At 44.8% G+C, this 21,600-nt stretch carries 9 protein-coding genes; 4 read left to right on the top strand and 5 right to left on the bottom strand.

All coding sequences use genetic code 11. From position 1 onward, the window contains the following. Nucleotides 1-4: 4 nt before the first annotated feature. Nucleotides 5-2,887, top strand: coding sequence for a DEAD/DEAH box helicase (locus CHA6605_RS08495; RefSeq protein WP_015159062.1), 2,883 nt, complete (start codon nucleotides 5-7; stop codon nucleotides 2,885-2,887). Then, on the top strand, nucleotides 2,878-7,683 hold the full coding sequence (locus tag CHA6605_RS08490) for an Eco57I restriction-modification methylase domain-containing protein (RefSeq protein ID WP_015159061.1): 4,806 nt from the start codon (nucleotides 2,878-2,880) through the stop codon (nucleotides 7,681-7,683). Before CHA6605_RS08495 ends, CHA6605_RS08490 begins: the two co-directional genes overlap by 10 nt. A gap of 19 nt (nucleotides 7,684-7,702) precedes the next feature. On the opposite strand, the gene CHA6605_RS08485 is transcribed toward CHA6605_RS08490, so the two are convergent. From CHA6605_RS08485 to CHA6605_RS08465, 5 genes are all read right to left on the bottom strand, one after another. Then, nucleotides 7,703-8,413 carry a Uma2 family endonuclease gene (locus CHA6605_RS08485; RefSeq protein ID WP_015159060.1) on the bottom strand — a complete coding sequence of 237 codons (711 nt, stop codon included), beginning with the start codon at nucleotides 8,411-8,413 and terminating at the stop codon, nucleotides 7,703-7,705. Between the two features lie 29 nt (nucleotides 8,414-8,442). Beyond that, nucleotides 8,443-9,030 (bottom strand): Uma2 family endonuclease, encoded by a 588-nt coding sequence (locus CHA6605_RS08480; protein ID WP_015159059.1) that lies wholly within the window; start codon nucleotides 9,028-9,030, stop codon nucleotides 8,443-8,445. Nucleotides 9,031-9,191: 161 nt separating this feature from the next. Beyond that, nucleotides 9,192-10,070, bottom strand: coding sequence for a hypothetical protein (locus tag CHA6605_RS35000; protein WP_015159058.1), 879 nt, complete (start codon nucleotides 10,068-10,070; stop codon nucleotides 9,192-9,194). A gap of 5 nt (nucleotides 10,071-10,075) precedes the next feature. Then, nucleotides 10,076-11,317, bottom strand: a complete 1,242-nt coding sequence (locus tag CHA6605_RS08470) for a DUF3696 domain-containing protein (protein ID WP_015159057.1) — start codon at nucleotides 11,315-11,317, stop codon at nucleotides 10,076-10,078. Between the two features lie 2 nt (nucleotides 11,318-11,319). Continuing rightward, nucleotides 11,320-12,450 carry a DUF262 domain-containing protein gene (locus CHA6605_RS08465; RefSeq protein WP_015159056.1) on the bottom strand — a complete coding sequence of 377 codons (1,131 nt, stop codon included), beginning with the start codon at nucleotides 12,448-12,450 and terminating at the stop codon, nucleotides 11,320-11,322. Nucleotides 12,451-12,674: 224 nt separating this feature from the next. Between CHA6605_RS08465 and CHA6605_RS08460 the strand changes: the two genes are divergently transcribed. Both CHA6605_RS08460 and CHA6605_RS08455 read left to right on the top strand, forming a co-directional pair. Next, a complete protein-coding gene (locus CHA6605_RS08460) occupies nucleotides 12,675-19,121 on the top strand; it encodes a DEAD/DEAH box helicase (RefSeq protein WP_198288458.1) in 6,447 nt (2,148 codons plus the stop codon). Nucleotides 19,122-19,124: 3 nt separating this feature from the next. Then, complete coding sequence (locus CHA6605_RS08455) at nucleotides 19,125-21,278, top strand: UvrD-helicase domain-containing protein (protein WP_015159054.1); 2,154 nt, start codon at nucleotides 19,125-19,127, stop codon at nucleotides 21,276-21,278. Nucleotides 21,279-21,600 lie beyond the last annotated feature (322 nt).

Genomic DNA, 21,600 nt, shown 5'->3' with positions numbered 1-21,600 from the left:
AAAAATGACGATCCAAAGCTCGATTGCCCCTGGAGCCAGAATATTGTGTCGCGATGCGGAGTGGTTGGTGAAGTCTACCAGCCGCTCTACTGATGGTGGCAGGGTAATTGAAGCGATCGGAGTATCGGAGTTTATTCGGGGTAGATCTGTGCAGTTCATTGAAGAACTCGAAACCGATTTAGAAGTACTTCAGCCAGAACATACTAATCTAGTCGCCGATCGCTCTCACGGTTACGTCCATAGTCTACTGTTCATCGAGTCCCACCTGCGGCAAACGGTGCCGGAAGACGGCAAAATCTATGTGGGGCAACAGGCGGCGATGGATGTGATGGATTATCAACTCTATCCTGCTTATAAGTCTCTGGCGGCACCTCGACAGCGGATTTTGATTGCTGATGCCGTGGGGTTGGGGAAGACACTGGAATGCGGGATTTTGGTGTCGGAGCTAATTCGCCGCGATCGAGGCAAGCGGATTTTGGTTGTCACCAACAAATCGATGATGGTGCAGTTTCAGAAGGAATTCTGGGTGCGGTTCACCATTCCGCTGGTGAAATTGGACTCTGGCACGATTCAACGGATTCGACTCCAAATTCCTGGCAATCATAATCCCTTTCACTACTACGATCGGACGATTATCTCGATCGATACGCTCAAGCAAGATCGGGAGTATCGGGTGTACTTAGAACAGGCACATTGGGATATTATCGTCATCGATGAGGCGCATAATGTCGCGAAACGGGGTCAAGGAGCCTCCCAACGGGCGAAGTTAGCCGAACGGTTGGCAAACAGATCGGATACGCTGATTCTGCTGTCTGCTACGCCCCATGATGGTCGTCCAGAGAGTTTTGCTAGTTTGATGAATATGCTCGATCCGACGGCGATCGCCGATGAGTCAGATTATACGAAGGAAGACATTCGCGATCTTTACGTCCGGCGGTTTAAGAAGGATGTGTTGCGAGATTTGCGACTAAGTATTCCCGAACGGCAAGTAGCATCGGTAGAAGCTCAAGCCTCAGAGATAGAAGAACGGGTATTTAGGGCGTTAGAAAATCTCCAATTGGGCGGAATCGATGGCAATCGCAAGGGTAAGCAGTTATTTAAAACTACTCTGCTCAAGTCTTTTCTTTCTAGTCCGGCAGCTTGTTTGGAAACTGTTAATAATCGATTAAAACTGCTGCGGGGTAATGTAAATAGTGCCGAACCCGATCTACATGAATTAACGGAATTAGGGCAGATATTAGAGCAAGTATCAATCGAGCAATTCAGTAAATATCAGCGATTGTTGCAATTAGTTCAAACAGATTTTAAGTGGAACGGCAAAGATCCCCAAGACCGTTTGGTGATTTTTACTAGTAGATTAGAAAGCTTGAGATTGCTCAAACAGCGGTTGCCGATCGATCTCCAACTCAAACCAGAAGCGATCGAGGTGTTAGACGGCAGTATGCCAGATACCGACCAGAATCGGGTGGTCGAAGCGTTCGGGCAAGAAAATTCTAAGGTGCGGATTTTACTCGCCACGGAAGTAGCTTCGGAAGGTTTAAATTTACATTATCTCAGTCATAAATTGATTCACTTTGATATTCCGTGGTCGTTGATGACACTCCAGCAAAGGAATGGCAGAATCGATCGCTATGGGCAAACCAGACCGCCTCAAATTCGTTATTTGCTTACGCGATCGCAATTAGAGCGGATGGATGAGGTCGAACGGATTATCAAAGTGTTGTTAAATAAAGACGAGCAAGCGATTAAAAATATTGGCGATCCTTCGGTATTTATGGGCGTATTTGACGCTCAAGCAGAGGAGGAATATACCGCTCGATCGATCGAGTCGGGGCTATCTGCGGCAGAGTTTTCGGCGCAGTTAGAAACAAATGCAGCCAAAGGGGGAGATTTCGATATCTTTGCTTGGTTTGAAAATCCCGATGACGGTAGCCTGAATGCCGCCCAAGAGACGGTAGCCTCGCCAAAGGTCGAACAGGGCAAAAGCTTGAGTTTGTATCCTTCTACCTATGATTATGCGGCGACTGCGCTTGGAGCCTTCGAGACACCCATCCCCAATTTGAATATTCAACCAGCCGAAAGATCGATCGAGTTACAAATACCCGCAGAATTGGAGCGACGTTATCAACGGCTACCGCCGGAAATCCGTCCGTCAGATAAACAACTATTACAACTCAACGATCGACCGAACGCAATCATGCAAGCATGGGAAGAAGCGCGTCGCCTGGAAACTAGCTTTCCCCAGCAGCAATATTTGTGGGATTTACATCCGCTCGTCGAATGGCTCAAGGATCGGGGGTTGTTTCGATTCGGACGACATCAGGCTCCAGCGATCGAGTTGAATAGTGGTTTGGCTGAGGGAGAATCGGTATTTATCCTGTGGGGAAGCTTTGCCAATCAGCGGGGTAAAACCTTGATGAATCGCTGGTTGGGGGTGGTATTCAATGGGAGTAAATTCGATCGGATCGAAACTCTCGATACAACCGTGCAACGTACCCGACTGGGTAAAACGGAAATTCCCAACCCAGGAGAAATAGATCCTCTGCTAGTCAAGGAATTGGAAGGATTGAGGGCGGAGGCTGTCAGGAAATCGATCGCCCATCTCACCCAAGCACGAGCTGAATTCTTGCAGCAACTCACACCCCAATTAGAGGAACAACGCGATCGATTGTCGCGACTCAAGGGAAATCATAGCCGCCAGCTTCAACTCAAATTCGACCAGGATACGCCCACGACAGCCACAGAGCAACGTCGTCACCAGGAAGAACAACGACTCGATCGCTTATTCCAAGATTATGAGAACTGGGTCGATCTTTCGATGACCATTGAGGAATATCCTTATCTAAAGCTGGTAGCTGTATTGCGAGGGGTTGGATCGTGCCATTAGTCGGAATTGCGAACGAAAATGAATTTTATTCAGATTACTATTTAGATGCGGTATTGACTCAAGACTTAAAAACCTTGAGTAAAAATTGGGGTAGCGACACTGAGAAAACACCCGATCGGTTATTGGCTGGTTTGAGAGCGGAATATTTCCGCCTTCAGGATAAACTAGAACGCATTTCTACTGACAGTGAAAAGCTCGAACTTCAGCACGGTTTTTGTCAAAAGTTACTGGAGATTTTGGGCTATAGTTACCAGCCTCAAGTTAAAGTTTTAGATGAAGATTACTTACTGCCGATCGCGGTAGAAGTCACCCGCAGTAATGGTACGCCCCTATTATGGGTAGTAGAAGGCGTAAATTCAGGGGACAATCTGGGTATCCTGGCTAATTCTGTCCAGTTTCCAGATGGAGAAATCGGGACAGATACATTAGAAGATATCCTCAACGATCGGATCTTTACCATTACCGAACCGCCGCGTTGGGTAATTTTGATCAGTGTAAATAGTATTGCTTTAATCGATCGAGCCAAGTGGAATTCATCGCGATTATTGCGGTTTGATTTAGGTGAATTATTCCGTGAAAATGACCCGAATGCCCTGTTAGCGGCGGCGACTTTATTGCATCGAGAACATACTTGTCCGAGTGAGGGGACGGCTTTACTCGACAGGTTGGATGAAAATAGTCATAAACATACCTATAGTGTTTCTGCCGATCTGAAATTTGCCCTGCGGGAAGCGATCGAGTTATTGGGAAATGAGGTGTTACACTATCGCCGTTATGTCAAAAAAGAGCGGGTATTTACCAGCGACGCACAACAAGCAGCGGGGGAACAAACCACCGATCCCAACCAGCTAAAAATTGAGTGTCTGCGCTGGGTGTATCGATTACTATTTATTTTCTACATCGAGGCGCGTCCCGAATTGGGCTACGCGCCGCTGAATGCGGATGTCTATCGCGAGGGCTATAGTCTAGAGAGCTTGCGCGATTTGGAGCAGAGTCAGTTACTCACCCCAGAGGATGAGGGCGGTTATTACATCGATAACTGTATTCGCCAACTATTCAAACTGCTCTGGGAAGGTTATCCAGTTCGACACGCGCAGTTGAGTCTAGCAACGCCTACCGCACTAGCTAAAGGTGGTGTGGATACTTTTCGGCTCCCCGAACTCAAAAGTCATCTATTCGACCCCGATCGCACGTCGTTGTTAAATGGGGTGAAGCTGCGAAATTCTGTCCTGCGCGAGATTTTAGAATTGATGTCTTTGTCCCAAACAGCGGGCAAACGGCGGCGCGGGCGGATTAGTTACGCTCAATTGGGAGTAAACCAACTTGGGGAGGTTTATGAGGGCTTACTGAGCCTATCAGCCTTCTTTGCGGAGGAGGATCTGTATGAGGTACAGCCAGCTAAAAAGGATAAGAAGAAAAGTGCAGAGGATGAAGATGAAGAAGAGGATGAAAGCACGAATTCCGCACCGACGGGAGAAGGAAACGATCTAGAAGTTGGTTATTTTGTGAGTGTCGATCGATTGGCGGAATTTACCAAAGCCGAATTAGTCATCGATCCAAAAACGGGTAGACATCGCCAACATCCCAAGGGCAAGTTTTTATTCCGATTAGCCGGACGCGATCGCACTAAAAGTGCTAGTTATTATACGCCCCAATCTTTGACTCAATGTTTGGTTAAATACGCGCTCAAAGAACTCCTGCAAGACAAAAAAGCCGATGATATACTCCAGCTTACAATCTGCGAACCAGCGATGGGCAGTGCGGCATTTTTGAATGAAGTGGTAGATCAATTAGCCGAGGCTTATTTAGAACGGAAACAGCAGGAACTTGGCGAGAAAATTCCCCACGAGGATATTATCATCGAGAAGCAGAAGGTGAAAATGCTGCTAGCCGATCGCAATGTCTATGGCATCGATAAAAACCCGATCGCGATGGAGTTAGCCGAGGTTTCATTATGGCTCAACTGCATTTATGGCGATAAAGATAAACAGATATTTATCCCGTGGTTTGGAACGCAGCTTCACTGTGGTAACTCTCTCATCGGCGCACGGCGACAGGTATATACTAAACAGCAGATTCTCGCAGATAAAAAAGGTTTAGGAAAATGGCATGAATCTTCACCCATCGCACAAAAGTCTGGGGAAGGGATATTTCACTTCTTACTAGGCGATCCGGCGATGGCAAATTACACCGATAAAGTAATTAAATCCCTCGAACCAACAGCAATCGGACAAATTACTACTTGGCAAAAAGAGTTCGCCAAAACTGGATTTACGCCAGAGCAGGCTGACTATGCAGTAATTTTGAGTAAAAAGATCGCCGAGATCTGGGATGAATATGCCCAAGAACTCGCCAAAATCAAGGAACGCACCACCGACGATCTCCAAGTTTGGGGACAACCGAACAACTCGTTACGGGGCGGCGTGCCCCTGGCGATGAAAGATAAAATCTACGAGCAAGAAAAGCTCTCTCAAGGTGTCAGTAATGCCAGTAAATATCGCCGACTGAAACTGGTGATGGATTACTGGTGTGCTTTGTGGTTTTGGCCGATCGATCGAGCAGAGGAATTACCCAGCCGCGAACAATTTCTTCAAGAAGTGGGGGCAATCTTGGGGGAAACCGAAATGTTAGTTCCTAGCTCTCAACAATTAGCCCTATTTCCCGAAACCCAATCCGCCGAGCAGGGACAATTAGCTCTCAAAACTTACGGCTTTGTCGATTTAGATAAGCTAAAACGCTTTTATCCTCGGTTGGGAATTGTGGCAGAAGTTACTGACAGACAACACTTTTTTCATTGGGAGTTAGAGTTTGCTGATATTTTCCAAGAGCGGGGCGGTTTTGACTTAATGGTGGGAAATCCCCCGTGGTTGAAAATAGAGTGGGAAGAAGGCGGAATTTTGGGCGATTACGATCCGCTGGTGGTATTGCGGAAACTTTCGGCTAGTGACTTGGCAAACCAGCGAGAGGTAGTGTTTACTAAATTTCTGCGTCTATACACTGCTTATTTGCGAGAGTATGAGGAAGCGGCGGGAACTCAGAACTTTTTAAATGCGGTACAAAATTACCCCTTACTCAAGGGAATGCAGACTAATGTATTTAAGTGCTTTTTACCTCAAGCTTGGCAATTTTGTAAGCCAGAAGGGGTGATTGGGTTTCTACATCCTGAAGGAGTTTATGACGACCCTAAAGGTGGGGTGCTTCGAGAAACACTCTATCAATATCTAAAAGCTCATTTCCAGTTTGCTAATGAGTTCACTCTATTTTCAGATGTAGACCATCATGCGAAATTTAGCATCAATATCTATCAAAAAATACTTATTCAAGAACCTGATATTATTCGTCTTGTGCATATGGCCAATCTCTACAGCACCAGCACAATTTATGAATCCTTTGAAGCAGAAAATACTCTCACAGTCCCAGGGATTAAAAATGCTGAAGGTAAATGGGAAACCACTGGACATCCTAGCAGAATTATTAGTGTCGATCGAGATACGCTTGCCCTCTTTGCCCAACTCTACGACGAATCAGGTACAGCACCAGAATCTGCTCGACTTCCCGCCATTCATACCCAAAACTTAGTCAGCGTATTAGAAAAATTTGCTCGACAACCACAACACCTCGGCGACTTACAAGGTGAATATTATGCAACTGTGATGTTTGACGAAACCAATGCTGTTAAAAAAGACCACACCATTCGCCGTCAAACTACTTTTCCATCTTCAATTGCGGAAGAACAGAGTAATGAAATAAAAAGTCTAATTCTCTCTGGCCCACACTTCTTTGTTGGTAATCCACTGAACAAAACCCCGCGCTATATTTGTGTTCAAAATAGTCAATATGATGTCATAGATCTCAACACCATCGCCGATGACTATCTTCCCCGAACCAACTATGTCTCCGACTGCGACCCCGCAGAGTACCGCCGTCGTACTCCTAAAGTCCCCTGGGGTGACAAAAATCCCGTAACTGATTTTTATCGATTTGTTGCTCGTCGGCAATTAAGTCAATCAGGAGAAAGAACTTTTATTGGAGCGATAACGCCCAAAGGATCTGCCCATGTTCATCCAGTTATTTCAACAACTTTTAAAAATTCAGAGCAGCTAATTAAATTCACTGGTTTATCTAGCTCAATTGTCTATGACTTTTACATCAAGACTACTGGTAAATCTGACTTATACGAATCAATATTAAGATTATTACCATTACCAGAAACCGATCGCAATCTTACGATCCGCACCCTCACCCTAAATTGCCTCACCACTCACTACACCGAACTCTGGCAAGACTGCTGGCAACCCGAATTCGCTCACACCCAATGGAGCAAACCAGATCCGCGCCTACCCAACACATTTTGGTCGCACCTCACCCCCAACTGGCAGCGTAACTGCGCCCTCCGCAGCGACTACAGCCGCCGTCAGGCATTAGTCGAAATCGACGTATTAGTGGCAATGGCACTCGGTTTAACCCTAGAAGAACTGATTACCATCTACCGCGTCCAATTTCCCGTCATGCAACAATACGAACGGGAAACCTACTTCGACCAAAACGGGCGAATAGTCTTCACCACCAGTAAAGGCTTAGTCGGTGTCGGCTTACCCCGCAAAGGCAACAAAAAAACCCAAACCATCGGCTGGGAATGTGTCCAAAATATGACCGAGGGGACGGTAGAAATTACCACCACCGACGATACCCTTCCCACAGGCGCGTATCAACGGACGATTAGCTACCAAGCACCCTTTGACAAATGCGACAGAGTAGCAGACTACCGCACCGCCTGGGAGTTCTTCAGCAGTTGAAAATGTCAACACATCGATTCTAATCAGGGTCGATACCCAGATCGCGTAATTTAGCAGCAAGGCGATCGGCGCGTTGGCGTTCTTGTTCGATTAAGCGATCGGCATCATTGGCACGTTGGCGTTCGAGTTCGATTTGTTCGTATGGGGTAGGATAGCGGTTGTCGTTCTCGTCGTACCAATACAGCCACTCTCGCATTAAGTCGTCATATTCAGCGCGTTCGCTGCCAATTCCCAAGCCAATTTCAGGCATCCATAGGGGATTGGCATTTTGCAATTCATAATTACCTTGAATGAGTTTATGAATCTCTAATTTAGATTTGCGGCGACGTTTGGGGTTATAGATAACGTAGTAAAGCACGCCGAGTTCGGCATACTTATCGAGCTTGGTAGTGTATTCACCGCCTGGTTTAGCAGACACCACTTCTAATACTAAAGTCGGCGAGATCTCCTCCTCCCAGAGCAAGTAACTCAAGCGTAAATTTTCGTCGAAGGAGCGTTCGACATTCAGACTCAAGAAGCCATCGGGGACGATTGGGGGTTGTTCTGGATGGGTATAGATCCCCATGTCGATGCCAAAAAACCAATCCATCCGACCTTTCCAGAGCATTCGTAAGATCGATTTGAGCAGGTTGGGGATGATTTCTTGGAGTTCGTTATCCACTGGAGTATCATCGGAATTTGGCAGTTCGTCGGCGGTAGGTAGGTATCTGGGTAACTCGTACTGATACATGGCAGAAGAGAGGTTAGCGAAGGACTTATTTATTCGATGATTTGTGAATTGTTAAAACTGATGCCTCGATAGACTCGATCGATTGCAAAGGTGAGGTCGATACTTTCTAGTTCTACATTATCTCCAGCGGCGTAATTGGTCACTTCCCACTTACCCCGCTCGTTCTTGCGGAATACTTCAATTTCGATTTCTTCAACACTGACTAGGACGTATTCAATTAAGCTAGTCGATCGCTGATAGAGTTTGAATTTTTTCCCTCGATCGTAAGCTTCGGTGCTTGGCGATAGTACTTCGATTATCAGGCGCGGGTAAGCAACATATTGAGGTGTGTCTCGATCTCGCTCATCGCATGTCACACTTGCATCGGGGTAAACATACTTTTCTGCTGCTTGAATCTTCACCCTGACATCTGAATTAAGCACGGCACAATTGCCATCGTCCAGATGATTATCGAGCAAAGAGACGAGCCGAACGGCAATACGCCCATGATTTTGAGTTCCACCACTCATCGCAAAGACTTCACCGTCAAAGTACTCATGCTTGACTTCTTGCTGCTGTTCCCAAGCAAAGTATTCTTCGGGGGTAAATCGAGGCGAATGTTCTTTTGCTGCAACCATATACGACCTCAATTGCAAGGAAATTAGTAAAATTATACCACACGCTAAAGCATGAAAATCTTCATCCCAAGCGGCTAGTCTCGATCGATCAGATCCGTTCGCCTTATAACCCGCATCAGCAGGCTGTGCAACATTAGCAGCGGTTTCAACCTCAGACTGTATTAAATGTTAGAATTTTTCAAAGTTTTTTTATTATCAGATTTTGCTTTATCAATATTTCCCTCTAAATCTGATTCTCCAATATGATTATCTCCTGTCTTATCAAAAACTTCTAAATGGGTAGCTTTTCCGTAATGTAGATTATCCACATACCAGAGGTACCCGGTTTCTTTCTCTTTATAAATTGCCCTACCATCATATTGACATTGAGTACGCTCAAATTTATTATTATCTCTCAATATAGTTTGAGTATCTGTAGGTGGATTTACAGCAGATTCATAGTTGTACTTATATTTACTCAATCGACAGCTTTTCTCTAGCCATTTCTCTAACCCAATTCTCTTGTCAGCACTATCTAACTTAATTGGAATTGTTATTTCATTATTTTTAGCAACAGAGATATAGCTGCATTCTAGAATCTCAGGATGTAAATCTTGGAAAGAAGAATCTATAAAATTAATTAATAAATACTTTGAATCTGAATTAATTAGCTGTCTTTCCGTAGCTTCTGCTAGAGATGTATTTTTTGCATCTTTGTAATCTTTGCCATCGAAATAATCAAAATGGTCTTGTTCCAAATGAATTTTTTCTGCTTGCCAGTCTTTTGGATTAACTTTGTTAAACATAATATTTCTAATTGCTATTTTGAAATCTTTTTGCTTGATTTTATTAAAGCTTTCTTTAAAAAGAATATTTTTAATGACAGTGCAATCCCAAAGTACATTAGTGTAATAGATTTTTCGATTTATGTTTTCTTTTTGAATAGAATTGATTGATTCAAAAATATCTTTAATTATTTTTAGAGCATTCTCGAATTCCTCCTGGGTTTTGTATTGTTCATTCAAAGAAATTTCATTAATAAATATTTCAACTTTAATCATTTGTTTTAAATTTCAAAAAGACGCTCAAAATCCTTATCCATTTGATCGAAGAATCCATCAGGCCATTCTTCAATCTTCCCATCTGGATGAAGAGGTATTTGAATCACAGATTGGTCGATGTGTTGAGAAAAATATAAGATACTCAATTCTTCATGAATTAAAATCTTATCAAGAACAGCAATTCGCAATGCGTTCAAAATATGATCGCTATGAGATTCTATAAATACTTGTATTCCACAAGCACTAATTTTAGCTAAAAATTTAGCGAGTTCTGATTGAGCTTTAGGATGTAAATGTGCTTCAGGATTTTCTACTATTAAAATTTCTCCCTCTTTAGCAATAAGTCCAGAAACAATAATAGGCAAGATACAATGGTATCCAAAACCAATATTAGCAGGGCGGAAACGATCCTTTGACAAACTACTATTAAACATTAATTCTAATACGTTTGTTTGCGAACCAAAAACTTCAACTTTTGCCCCATCAAATATTTTATTAAGCCATTCTTGTGTTTGGATGATTAAAGTTTTCGCATCCGCACCTAAACATAAATTATCGTCGATTAATTCATCTTTCATTCTGTAAAGTAAATTAACTGTTAGTTCTCCTTTTAAACCAACATTAGGAAATTTAGGAATAGTCGATCTAAAATAAAAATCTTGAGGCCCTAATCTATCAGCAGAAATATAATGAATCGCCGAAAAATTTAATAATTTTTGATACTCAATTTTTTTCTCTAGAATTTGAATATAGGTAGGGACAAAGTGTAAGAGTTGGTCATCTTGCTCGTCTTGGTCGAATTCAAACTTTTCGTGAAAAGCTCTAGAATCGTTTGTTAATAGCCAACTACTATTCGCTTCAATTTCAACTGATTTAAGTGTCGCAACCATATCATCTTTCATATCTTCGACAAAAGAGTAGTCAGCACTCCCTTGTGTTGTAATTATTTCACCGTCATCTGAATTTACTACGTTGTTATGAAAATACTTAAAAACAATTGGTTTTTCTCTTGATGTATGTGTATTTCTAATTTCATTAAATCTGCCTAAATTAAGACAGTTTCCATTTAAAATTAACTTAATAGTACGATCGTTATATTCAATTGATTGTCTCATTAACAACAAAGACTGAATCAAACTAGATTTTCCTTGCCCATTAATACCTGTGAGCAAGGTTAACCGACCCAATGGAAAAACAGTTTTCTCTTGAAAACACTTAAAATTTTGTAATTCTATCTTAGTTAACATCCTTAAACATCTCCCAAAATTTCTTGTGCTAAATCAAATCTTCTAGTAACCATATCTCGATCGTTTCTAACTCGTTTAATTGAATTAACATATTCTTCATTTTGTCTCAAGTTTACAAAATTCAGTTTTATTGCTTCTTTGTTTTGCTCTAAAAATTGATTTCTGTGTGTTGAAAAAAAATAAGAAATAGATTCAAACATAATCATATTAACTTTTCCTCTGTTGTGATCTTGGGGTAATCGAAAATTTTCTTTCTCAAAAAAATCATAAGTTAATCTCATCACTCGTTCAAAGTCCTTTGTCAATTCATCTATTTTCTCGTCTGACATCAAGTTAATTTTTTGCATAGCTTCTTCAAGAAAATTATTCATGTTTCCTTGGTAATTCTCATGATAATCATCACATATTCTAAAAGCAAGATAACGTAGTATCAGCTCTCTATCTTTCATTCTTTTTGGAGAAAAGCCACTATCAATTGCTTGCTTAAAATATTCTTGTTCTGATATATTTTTCAATAATCTTGTTGATTTTCCTGTAAAAATACAGTTTCTAATCTCCTGCCTTTCTAATTTTGTACCTCCAGTATTTACCCGGTTAAAAATATCATATATAACTTTTGAAGATGCAGAATGTTGAATTACATACAAAGAAATTTTTTTATCTTCAATTCTAGTTTCATAATCTCCCTGTAATTTTTTCAAGTCTTCAAAATTGAGATTATTTAAGTGTGACAAAGCTTCTAGCCCAGTTAATTTGAATTCGTTATTCATGAAATCACGGATGGCTAAAGTTCGCTGCAATCCATCTACAACTATGTATTCTCCATTTCTAGTTTGCGTTACATACCAATAAGGCAAAGGAAAATTAAGAATAATTGATTCGATAAATTTACTTTTTTGCTTTAAATTCCATACATTTGGATTTCTTTGAAACTCAGGATCGAGAATTATCTTTTTCTGATCGCATCTTCTCTTTAACTCAAAGACAGTATATGGACTCTCCCTAATATCAATATCTATTTTTGTTGGGTCATAAGGATATAAGCCAGCATTTTCAGTATTGTATTCTTGAGGTGTATCGTCGTCAGTTTCAACAACATCATTAAATTTTTCAGGCTTCAAATTTTCGACCATATTTTTTAAAATTGTTAATTGGATATTTTACCCCTGACTCACAAATCGATGGTTGAAATTGAACGAATACCCCTGATGTTTTCAGTACATGAGATCTAACTCTATAGTTGTTTTGCCTATCCTTCAGGCGATGTATCTCCACTTCTATGGAAAATTTTTATATATAATACTAAGGCACTAGTCTCAACCGCTTAATCCAACATACACCCCAGGTAGTATTATGATTGAAAATTGCATCGAACATCGAGCCGCGATCGTCGAGTAAAATCTATACCCTCGATGAAGCTCACCACCTCCGCCACATCTACCGAGCGATCACTATGATTCCCTCCATCGTCGCTCACCAATTGCGGGACTGCGTTTCAGATTATTTCCTCACTACCTTTCGCGGCACCAGTCCTGGGTTTGACACCCTGATGGAGCGGTTTATCGCCCAATCGGATAACGTCGGACGCGGGCCGTATGTCTCCGTCGGCTTACCCTTTCGCTCCGGTGCCAAAGGTGCCAATTATTTCCCCGAAATCCCCCTCCAATTTAGTCCCCACCTCCACCAGGAACGCGCCTTCAATCGGCTCAGTCCCCCCTACTACCAATCGACGATCGTGGCGACAGGGACGGGTTCGGGTAAAACTGAATGTTTTCTACTCCCCCTACTCGAACATTGCCGTCAAGAAGCTGGCAAGCAGGGGATTAAAGCGATCTTGCTCTATCCGATGAATGCCTTGGCGACAGATCAAGCTAAACGGATCGCCCAATTAATAGATCGCACTCCCAGCCTCAAAGGTCGCGTGACAGCGGGTTTATATATCGGCGGCGAGGAAGATAGTCCCACCGCAATGATGTCCCCAGAGCAGGTAATTACCGATAAATCCATCCTCCGCCGCAGTCCCCCCGACATCCTGCTCACCAACTATAAAATGCTGGATTATCTCTTAATCCAGCCCGAAACCCAAGGATTGTGGGCATTCAATCAACCCGAAACTTTCCGGTATCTCGTCGTAGACGAATTTCACACCTTTGATGGTGCCCAAGGTACCGATCTCGCCTGCTTGGTACGACGGCTCAAATACCGCTTGCAGACACCAAAACAACATCTCGCCTGTGTAGGTACGTCCGCCACCTTGGGCGGGAGCGAGAGCCAAACCCAGATGTTGGCATATGCTGGGCAAATTTTCCAAGAAAGCTTCGATGACCTAGCGATCGTTCAAGAAGATCGCCTGAGTGCGGCAGAATTCCTCACTGATGCTCTGTTAAATGTCCTCCCCTTACCCGCACCCAATTCCCCGCTGTTACCGAGCGAAGGGATGGGGGTGAGAGCTTACCTCCGCCAACAAGCACACCTCTGGCTAGATGACGAAGAACCAACAATCGAGCTAGAATGCGCTGATGATGCGCCCCTGAGCGAAGAATGGTGTATCGAACTGGGCGAGAAAATTTCCACCCTGCCGATCGTCCAAATCATCCTCAAAACCGTCGGAGAGAAAACTTACTCCTACACAGAACTCCTCACCGATGTCCTCCAAAAACGCCTCGCACTCCCCAGTAAGGATTTAATTTATCAACAGCAGCTATTAGATAGCTTACTGAGCCTGGTAGCCACCGCTCGGCGCAGAATTAACTTAGCCGACGGTAGCTCAATCGTCGTGCCGTGGGTGACATTGCGGGTACAATTTTGGTTGCGCGAACTACGGCGGATGGTTGGTTCGATTTCTACCCAGCCAGAATTGTTATTTTCGAGCGATCTCACACCCCCACATCTGAAAAAAACCTTACCGATCGTCCATTGTCGCGATTGTGGAGCTACAGGCTGGGCGGGTTTGCGTCCCAGACAAGGCGATCGCCAGTTAGCATCAAATGACCTTCAAAGTTTCTATCGTGCCTTCTTTAGCAGCAGTCCCCTCGTTACCTATTTATTTCCCACTACCCCAGGCAGATCGGCTCTACTGGATGCAGCCAAATTTTGCCCAGACTGTTTTCGGATTAATCTACCCACTGCTACCAAATGCCTGTCCTGCAATAGCGAAGGTTTAATCGCCGTCGAAATTCCCGACAATACCAAAAATGATACTCACCAAGGACAGAAACAACTGGTTTCGACCAATGACTGTCCCTACTGTCAGAGTAGTAGCGGTCTGTCAATTTTAGGGGCACAGGCGGCCAGTCTCACCAGCGCGATGATTGGGGTATTGTACACGACCCCCTTCAATCACGATAAAAAACTGCTCACCTTCTCCGATTCCGTCCAGGATGCCGCCCATCGTGCGGGTTTCTATGGAGCGCGTACCTATCGGACGACCCTCCGTACCGCGATCGCCCACACGATTAGAAATGCGTCCACGCTTCCGACTTTGAAGACTTTAGTAGATGATTTTCCCAACTATTGGCAGTCAAAATTTACCACCACTGCCGATTATATTGCCACCTTTTTACCCGCCGATCTAGTCTGGCTGCGAGAATGGGATGACTATATTAAAGGGGATAAACTCGAACTAGATCGATCGACGACCCTCCCCAAATTACTCGCAGAACGCCTGACTTGGGAAATCGTCCAACAATTCGGACATCGATCGGCTGTCGGCCCCTCCCTGGAGCGCAGTGCTAGTTGTAGCGTCTCTTTCGACCCCGCCACGATCGATCGAGGAGTAGCCGCACTGCATCTGCGCTTGACCAATGAAATTGAAATATTGAGATCGGTCGATGGCGATCGCATTCGCCAATTTATCCTCGGCATTCTCCATCACCTCCGCCAGCGCGGGGGCATTTTGCAACCCGCCACCGAAAATTACATCACCTCTGGAGGCAATACCTTCCTCTGGAAGAAGTATACCTATATGCCGCCGATCGGCCCCCGAATTCCGGCACCGATTTTTTATGTCAATGCGACCGCCAAATCCGATCGGTTCGAGCAGGTAATGAAGCCTGGGAAGCAGTTTAGTTGGTGCGAAGACTGGACGGAGCGGGTATTTAGAGATATCTCGCTGCTAATTCTCAAAGAAGTCTCGATCGACATCTTGCATACCACCCTCACCATCCTGAGTGAAGTTGGCTTGCTTCAAGAGAAAAACCTCCAAGAGGGTGGCAAAGCTTGGGGAATTCCGCTGACGGGTTTACACTTACACAGTGATGGACAAGTATTGGTATGCGATCGCTGTCGGCATCAACTTACCGCCAGTAGTGTGGAGTTGAACTCGCTCCAGCAGATGACTTGCATGACCAAAGGCTGCGATGGTCGCTATCAGATCGATCCCAATAATGGACTGGCATACTACCGCCAACTCTATCACAGCGGCGAAGTGCTGCGGATTGTTGCCGCCGACCATACCGGACTCCTAGCTAGAGATAACCGCGAGTTATTAGAAGAACGGTTTATCAATGGTCAACGTCGGTGCGATCCCAACTTACTATCGGCGACTTCCACGCTCGAAATGGGGATTAATATCGGCGATTTATCCACCGTGTTACTTTGCTCCGTCCCCCCTAGTACCGCCAACTTCCAACAGCGGGTCGGGCGGGCGGGACGACGGGATGGGAATGCCTTAGTTAGTACCATTGCCAATGTGCGCCCCCACGATCTCTATTTCTATGCCGAACCGGAGGAAATGATCGCCGGAAATGTCACCCCAGCAGGCTGTTATCTAGATGCTTCAGCTATTTTAGAACGACAACTGACAGCATTTTGTCTCGATCGCTGGGTCGCGACAGGGATTACCGTCGGGGACTTTCCCAAAGCTTTGCGCGATGCCTTGAGCAATCTCGAAAAAGCCAATACCCAACGATTCCCCTACAACTGGCTGGAATATATTCACACCCGTCAAGCGCAACTAGTCGCCGATTTTGAGGGACTATTTGATACCGAATTGGCCGAAAATAGCCGCCGTCATCTGCGACAATTTATGGAGCAAGGCGAACGAGATTGTGGCGGTTTACGCTGGCGCATAATCGATCGCTTACAAAGTATCCAAAACGAACGCAAGCGATTGGTGAATCAATCAAAAGCCATTACCGCTAGAATCAAAGCATTCAAAGAATTGCCGGATGCCCTCCAACAGCAAGATCCAGACAAACTCCGCGAGCTGGAAATTGAAAAAGCTAGCTTCCGCCAACTAATTAAGGAGATCGACAACAAACAGATCTTAAACTTTCTCACCGACGAGGGTTTACTCCCTAACTACGCCTTTCCCGAAGCTGGAGTCACCCTCAGATCGATTATTTGGCGCAAGACTAACACAGAGCAAGATCCCAGTGGCAAACGATATGAAACCTCCACCCTCACTTACGAACGCCCTGGCGCGTTAGCCATTCGGGAATTAGTCCCCAATAGCACTTTTTATGCCGAGGGGCGGCAAGTCCGCATCGACCAAATTGACTTACAGCTTTCAGGGATCGAAGAGTGGCGGATGTGTCGTAATTGCAGTTGTGCCTTACAGCGAACCCGTCCCGAATTTCAAGCTAAATCCTGCCCCCGCTGTAGCGACGGGATGTGGTCGGATAGCGGACGCTTGCGATCGATGCTCCGATTGCGCCAAGTTGTCGCGACTACAGCCGATCGAGATAGTCGGTTTGGCGATGATAGTGAAGAGCGCAACGCCGCTTTCTTTCAGCGTTCCCTGCTGGTAGATTCCGAACCAGAGTACCGCGAACAGACTTATTTAGTCGCAGATCCAGAATTTCCCTTTGGTTTCGAGTACATCTCCCGCTGTAACTTTCGGGAAATCAACCTCGGTGAACCCAGTCCCATTGGGGAAAAAGTCACTTTAGGCGGGCGAAACTTTAACACCAGAGGGTTTAAGATCTGCACGGGTTGTGGCAAGGTACTCAAGCGCAATCCTACCAACCAGAGCCAGGAACACAGCATTGCCTGTAAATATCGCGATAAACCCGATCTGGCAAAAATTCAAGATGTCCTCTATCTCTATCGGGAGTTTGAATCCGAAGCGATGCGCTTTCTCTTACCCGATGAAACTTTTTGGACGACCAAAGGACAAAGCTCGTTTATTGCCGCGCTCCAACTGGGCTTAAAACTCAAGTTTGGTGGTCAGATCGACCATCTCAAAGTCACGATCTCCGAGGAACCCCAAACCAACTCCAACCAGCGCAAATCTTTCCTCTACCTCTATGACAGCGTACCTGGTGGGACTGGCTACCTCAAACAACTACTGCGAGATCCCCAAAAACTCCGCGATGTCTTCCAACAAGCCTTAGCACACATCCGCATTTGTCCCTGCGAAGATGGCTGCTATCGCTGTCTGTTCGCCTACCGTAACAGCTTCGATTTAGATGAAACCAGCCGCCAAACAGCGATTTCCGAGTTAGCTGCCATCCTCAAACACTGGCCGCAACTAAAGGAAAATTCCCAAGGATTATCGGCAATTCGAGTAAATAGCAATTTTGAAAGCGAATTAGAACGCCGTTTTATCGAAGCAATTCGTCGCTATCGCGGCATCGATCGACAGCAAGAACCGCCCTTGCTCAAACAAGACATCATCAACGGCAAAGCAGGTTACTATCTCAAGCTCGGCGAAGCAGCATGGATAATCGAACTGCAAGTCTCCTTGGGCAAAAATGAAGGGGTAAATTATCCCTCCAGAGCTGATTTCGTCTTTCGCCCTGCATCCAGTCGTTCTGGGAGTAAACCGATCGCGATTTTTACCGACGGTTGGGAATATCACCGCGATCGATTAGAGAAAGATATTCAACAAAGATTGGCGATCGTCCGCACCAATAACTACTGGTGTTGGTCAATTACTTGGGATGATGTCGAAGCTCAGATCGATCCAGATCGTATTCGCCAAGGTGAAAGTAGGGATGGTTTAAACTGTGCCCTCAATCCTGGTTTTAAAGCTAATGCAGAAGCTGTTTATCAGCAATATAAATGTCTAGATCTACGTCCGCTAGAATCCCTGAGTAGCTTTGATTGGCTGATGGCTTACCTCGCCCATCCCGAAGCATCACAGTGGGGGCAATGGGCATTAATGCGGACGGCAGCACAAGCAAATCCGCAGCAAAATTTACCACATTGGCAACAACAGATCGCCAACTATCTGGGCACTCAAGCGGTCGAGAGTTGGTCTAGCGAATCCAAATATATCGCCAATGCGATCGAGGTTTCAACGCTATTAAAAGTTTGGATTGGTGTCGATATTCAGCGTCATCGACAACTCGATTTATCAGCCAGTTTAGTTACGCTAATTTTGACAGATGAAAACCTCGATCCAGATGGTGAAATAGTCCATACTAACTGGGTAGAAATGTTGAGATTAGCCAATCTGTATCAATTTCTCCCCCATTTCTACTGGCTGACAGCCAGTATGTACCAATCTGGGATAGTGCCACCATTAGTAGTCGATTTTACTTCGGCAGATTTACCCCCAGAAACTTCAACTTGGGCGGAAATTAAGAGCTTAATGGTAGCCGATGAATTAATCGACGCGATCGATCGAATGGAAGCCGAACGATGGCTATTACCAGAAGCTGGCTACGAACTCCTCAGCGAACGGCAACTAGTCATCGGCATGGCAGAATTAGCTTGGCTCGATGCCAAAATCGCGATCGTCCTCACCGTAGAAGATCGAGCGGCGTTCGAGCGATCTGGTTGGATTGTCTATGAAACAAACGATCTCAACCAAGAACTATTGACAGATATTTACAGCAAACTATCTCAGCCAAGATAACAGATGACGATGCTAGAAAATCAACTCCGATTAGCAATTTCAGACGAATTTTTTGATGCTTACAGTCGTCTACCCAAGAAAGCTCAGGGTAAAATGTCAGAGGTCATCAATCGCTTTAAACAAGCTCCAGCGCGATCGGGATTAAACTATGAAACGATCCACAATAGTCGCGACAAACGAATGAGATCGATCCGCATCGATGAAGCCCATCGCGCAATTATTCTCAAACCAGATACGGGCAATACTTACATTCTCCTCTGGGCGGATAAACACGATGAAGCTTATCAGTGGGCAACTCGCAAGCGATGTATCATCAATGAAGTTTCTGGTGCCCTCCAGATCGTGGATGTCGAAGCAGTAGAGGCGGCAACCGATCGACTTCAGGAAAAGTACGTCACCCAAACTATCGGTAAATTCAACGCGCTCAAAGATCGAGATTTGATGCGGCTAGGAGTCCCCAATATTCTCTTACCAGCACTGCGTCAAGTAGTCACCGATGAAGATGTAGACCAAATTTTACCCCACCTACCTACCGAAGCCAGTGATGCCCTAATTATGTTGGCAGCGGGCTACGCGATTGGCGAAGTATTTGCCCAACTAGAAAAAACCAAGGAACAACCCCCAATCGATCCCGAAGATTTAGAAGCCGCGCTCGCTCGTGTCGATAGTCGCAGTCGGTTTATCGTCATTACCGACGATGCCGAACTTGAAGAGATGCTGGCAGCTCCACTAGACAAATGGCGAGTATTCCTCCATCCCTCCCAACGAAACCTCGTCGAAAGAGATGCCAGTGGCTCCGTGCGCGTCCTGGGCGGTGCGGGAACGGGCAAAACCGTAGTTGCTATCCATCGAGCTAAATGGCTGGCTCAACACCGCTTTAATCGTCCAAGCGATCGGATTTTACTCACTACATTTACCAAAAACTTAGCCGTCGATATCGAAGCTAACCTCCGCTCGATCTGCTCGAAAGAGATTATGCAGCGAATTCGCGTCATCAATATCCATGCTTGGGTAGAAGAATTTCTCAAGCAAGAAGGAGTAGAAACCACAGTTATTTACGATGAAGCCGCTACAGAGCAAATCTGGGAGGAAGCCTATCAAATCGCACCTACGGAGCTAGGACTACCCCTGAGTTTCTACCAAGAAGAGTGGCGAGATGTTGTCGTAGCCCAAGGATGTCAAGTCGCCAAAGATTATCTAGTTGCCAAGCGCAATGGCAGAGGCACTAGATTGAGTCGTCAACAACGACAAGCGATTTGGGTTGTCTTTGAAGAATATCGCAACTTGTTAAAAGAACGGGGCAAACGCGAACCAGAGGATGCGATGCACGATGCTAGGCAAATTTTGGCAACTAAAGGCGCAGAAGCTCTACCGTATCAAGCAATAATTGTCGATGAAGCTCAAGATTTAAGTGATGCGGCATTCTCCCTGTTGCGATCGATTGTCGGCGAAAGTAAGCCCAACGACTTATTTATTGTCGGCGATGCCCATCAGCGGATTTACGGCAAAGTTGCCACACTCAGCCGTTGCGGTATCGATATTCGAGGTAGATCGAAAAAACTCCGCCTCAACTATCGCACTACTGACGAAATCAGAGCTTGGGCGATCGCGATCTTAACAGGCGTAACTGCCGACGATCTAGATGGCGGGTTGGACTCTACCAAAGATTATCGCTCTTTAATGTATGGAGAAGTCCCGATCGTTCGAGGTTTCAATCGACTGGAAGAGGAAATTATTTATCTTCAAGAACTTTTAGGTAAGATCGAGGCACAACAGGGGCTATCATCTATTTGTCTGGCTGTCAGAACGAATAAATTATTAGATACATACGAACAAGCCCTTAAAAACTTAAATATTCGCACTAAACGCATTCACAGACATCAAGCCGATAACCCAGCAGAAGCAGGATTGAGGTTAGCAACAATGCACCGGATTAAAGGCTTGCAGTTCGACTATACAATTTTACCTGGACTCAACGAGCGGACGATGCCGCTTCAGAACTTAATCGATCGAGCTTCCGAACCATCTGCGAAAGAAAAGCTCCTTGCTGGCGAACGTTGCCTACTACACGTCGCCGCGACTAGAGCGAAAAAACAAGTTTTTGTCAGCTACTTCGGCAATCCCAGTAATTTTTTAGACCTGACTAGCCACCATTAAAAAGTAAGTAAATTAGCAACGTCAGCCGCACCCTTAGTATTTTTCCGATTTATTTGGTTCCATGTAATTACATGGAACCAGATATAAAGCCTGAAACTATTACTGAAAGCTAACTTAGCCCCTTAATGTCATCCAATAGATCGGAACCAATCGACATCGATCGAATAAGCTCAAATTGTTTCTCCATCTAAGTTAAGACATTAACCAAAGTTCCATGTAATTACATGGAACCGCGCAAATAAGCTAGAATCGTCTCTATTTCTACATTTCCAGCGATTAATACCTTGACTTGCTCTACCTGCGCTGGCTTCACCGAAGCAAT

The sequence above is a fragment of the Chamaesiphon minutus PCC 6605 genome, assembly GCF_000317145.1.
GTDB lineage: Bacteria > Cyanobacteriota > Cyanobacteriia > Cyanobacteriales > Chamaesiphonaceae > Chamaesiphon > Chamaesiphon minutus.
Note: the sequence above shows the minus strand (reverse complement) of the source record. Positions and strands in the feature narration are given on the sequence as shown.

Excerpts from the sequence above, each read along its gene's own strand:
- CHA6605_RS08470 (WP_015159057.1), bottom strand. The coding sequence starts at position 11,317 with ATGTTAACTAAGATAGAATTACAAAATTTTAAGTGTTTTCAAGAGAAA.
- CHA6605_RS08465 (WP_015159056.1), bottom strand. The coding sequence starts at position 12,450 with ATGGTCGAAAATTTGAAGCCTGAAAAATTTAATGATGTTGTTGAAACT.
- CHA6605_RS08455 (WP_015159054.1), top strand. The coding sequence starts at position 19,125 with ATGACGATGCTAGAAAATCAACTCCGATTAGCAATTTCAGACGAATTT.
- CHA6605_RS08480 (WP_015159059.1), bottom strand. The coding sequence starts at position 9,030 with ATGGTTGCAGCAAAAGAACATTCGCCTCGATTTACCCCCGAAGAATAC.
- CHA6605_RS35000 (WP_015159058.1), bottom strand. The coding sequence starts at position 10,070 with ATGATTAAAGTTGAAATATTTATTAATGAAATTTCTTTGAATGAACAA.
- CHA6605_RS08485 (WP_015159060.1), bottom strand. The coding sequence starts at position 8,413 with ATGTATCAGTACGAGTTACCCAGATACCTACCTACCGCCGACGAACTG.
- CHA6605_RS08495 (WP_015159062.1), top strand. The coding sequence starts at position 5 with ATGACGATCCAAAGCTCGATTGCCCCTGGAGCCAGAATATTGTGTCGC.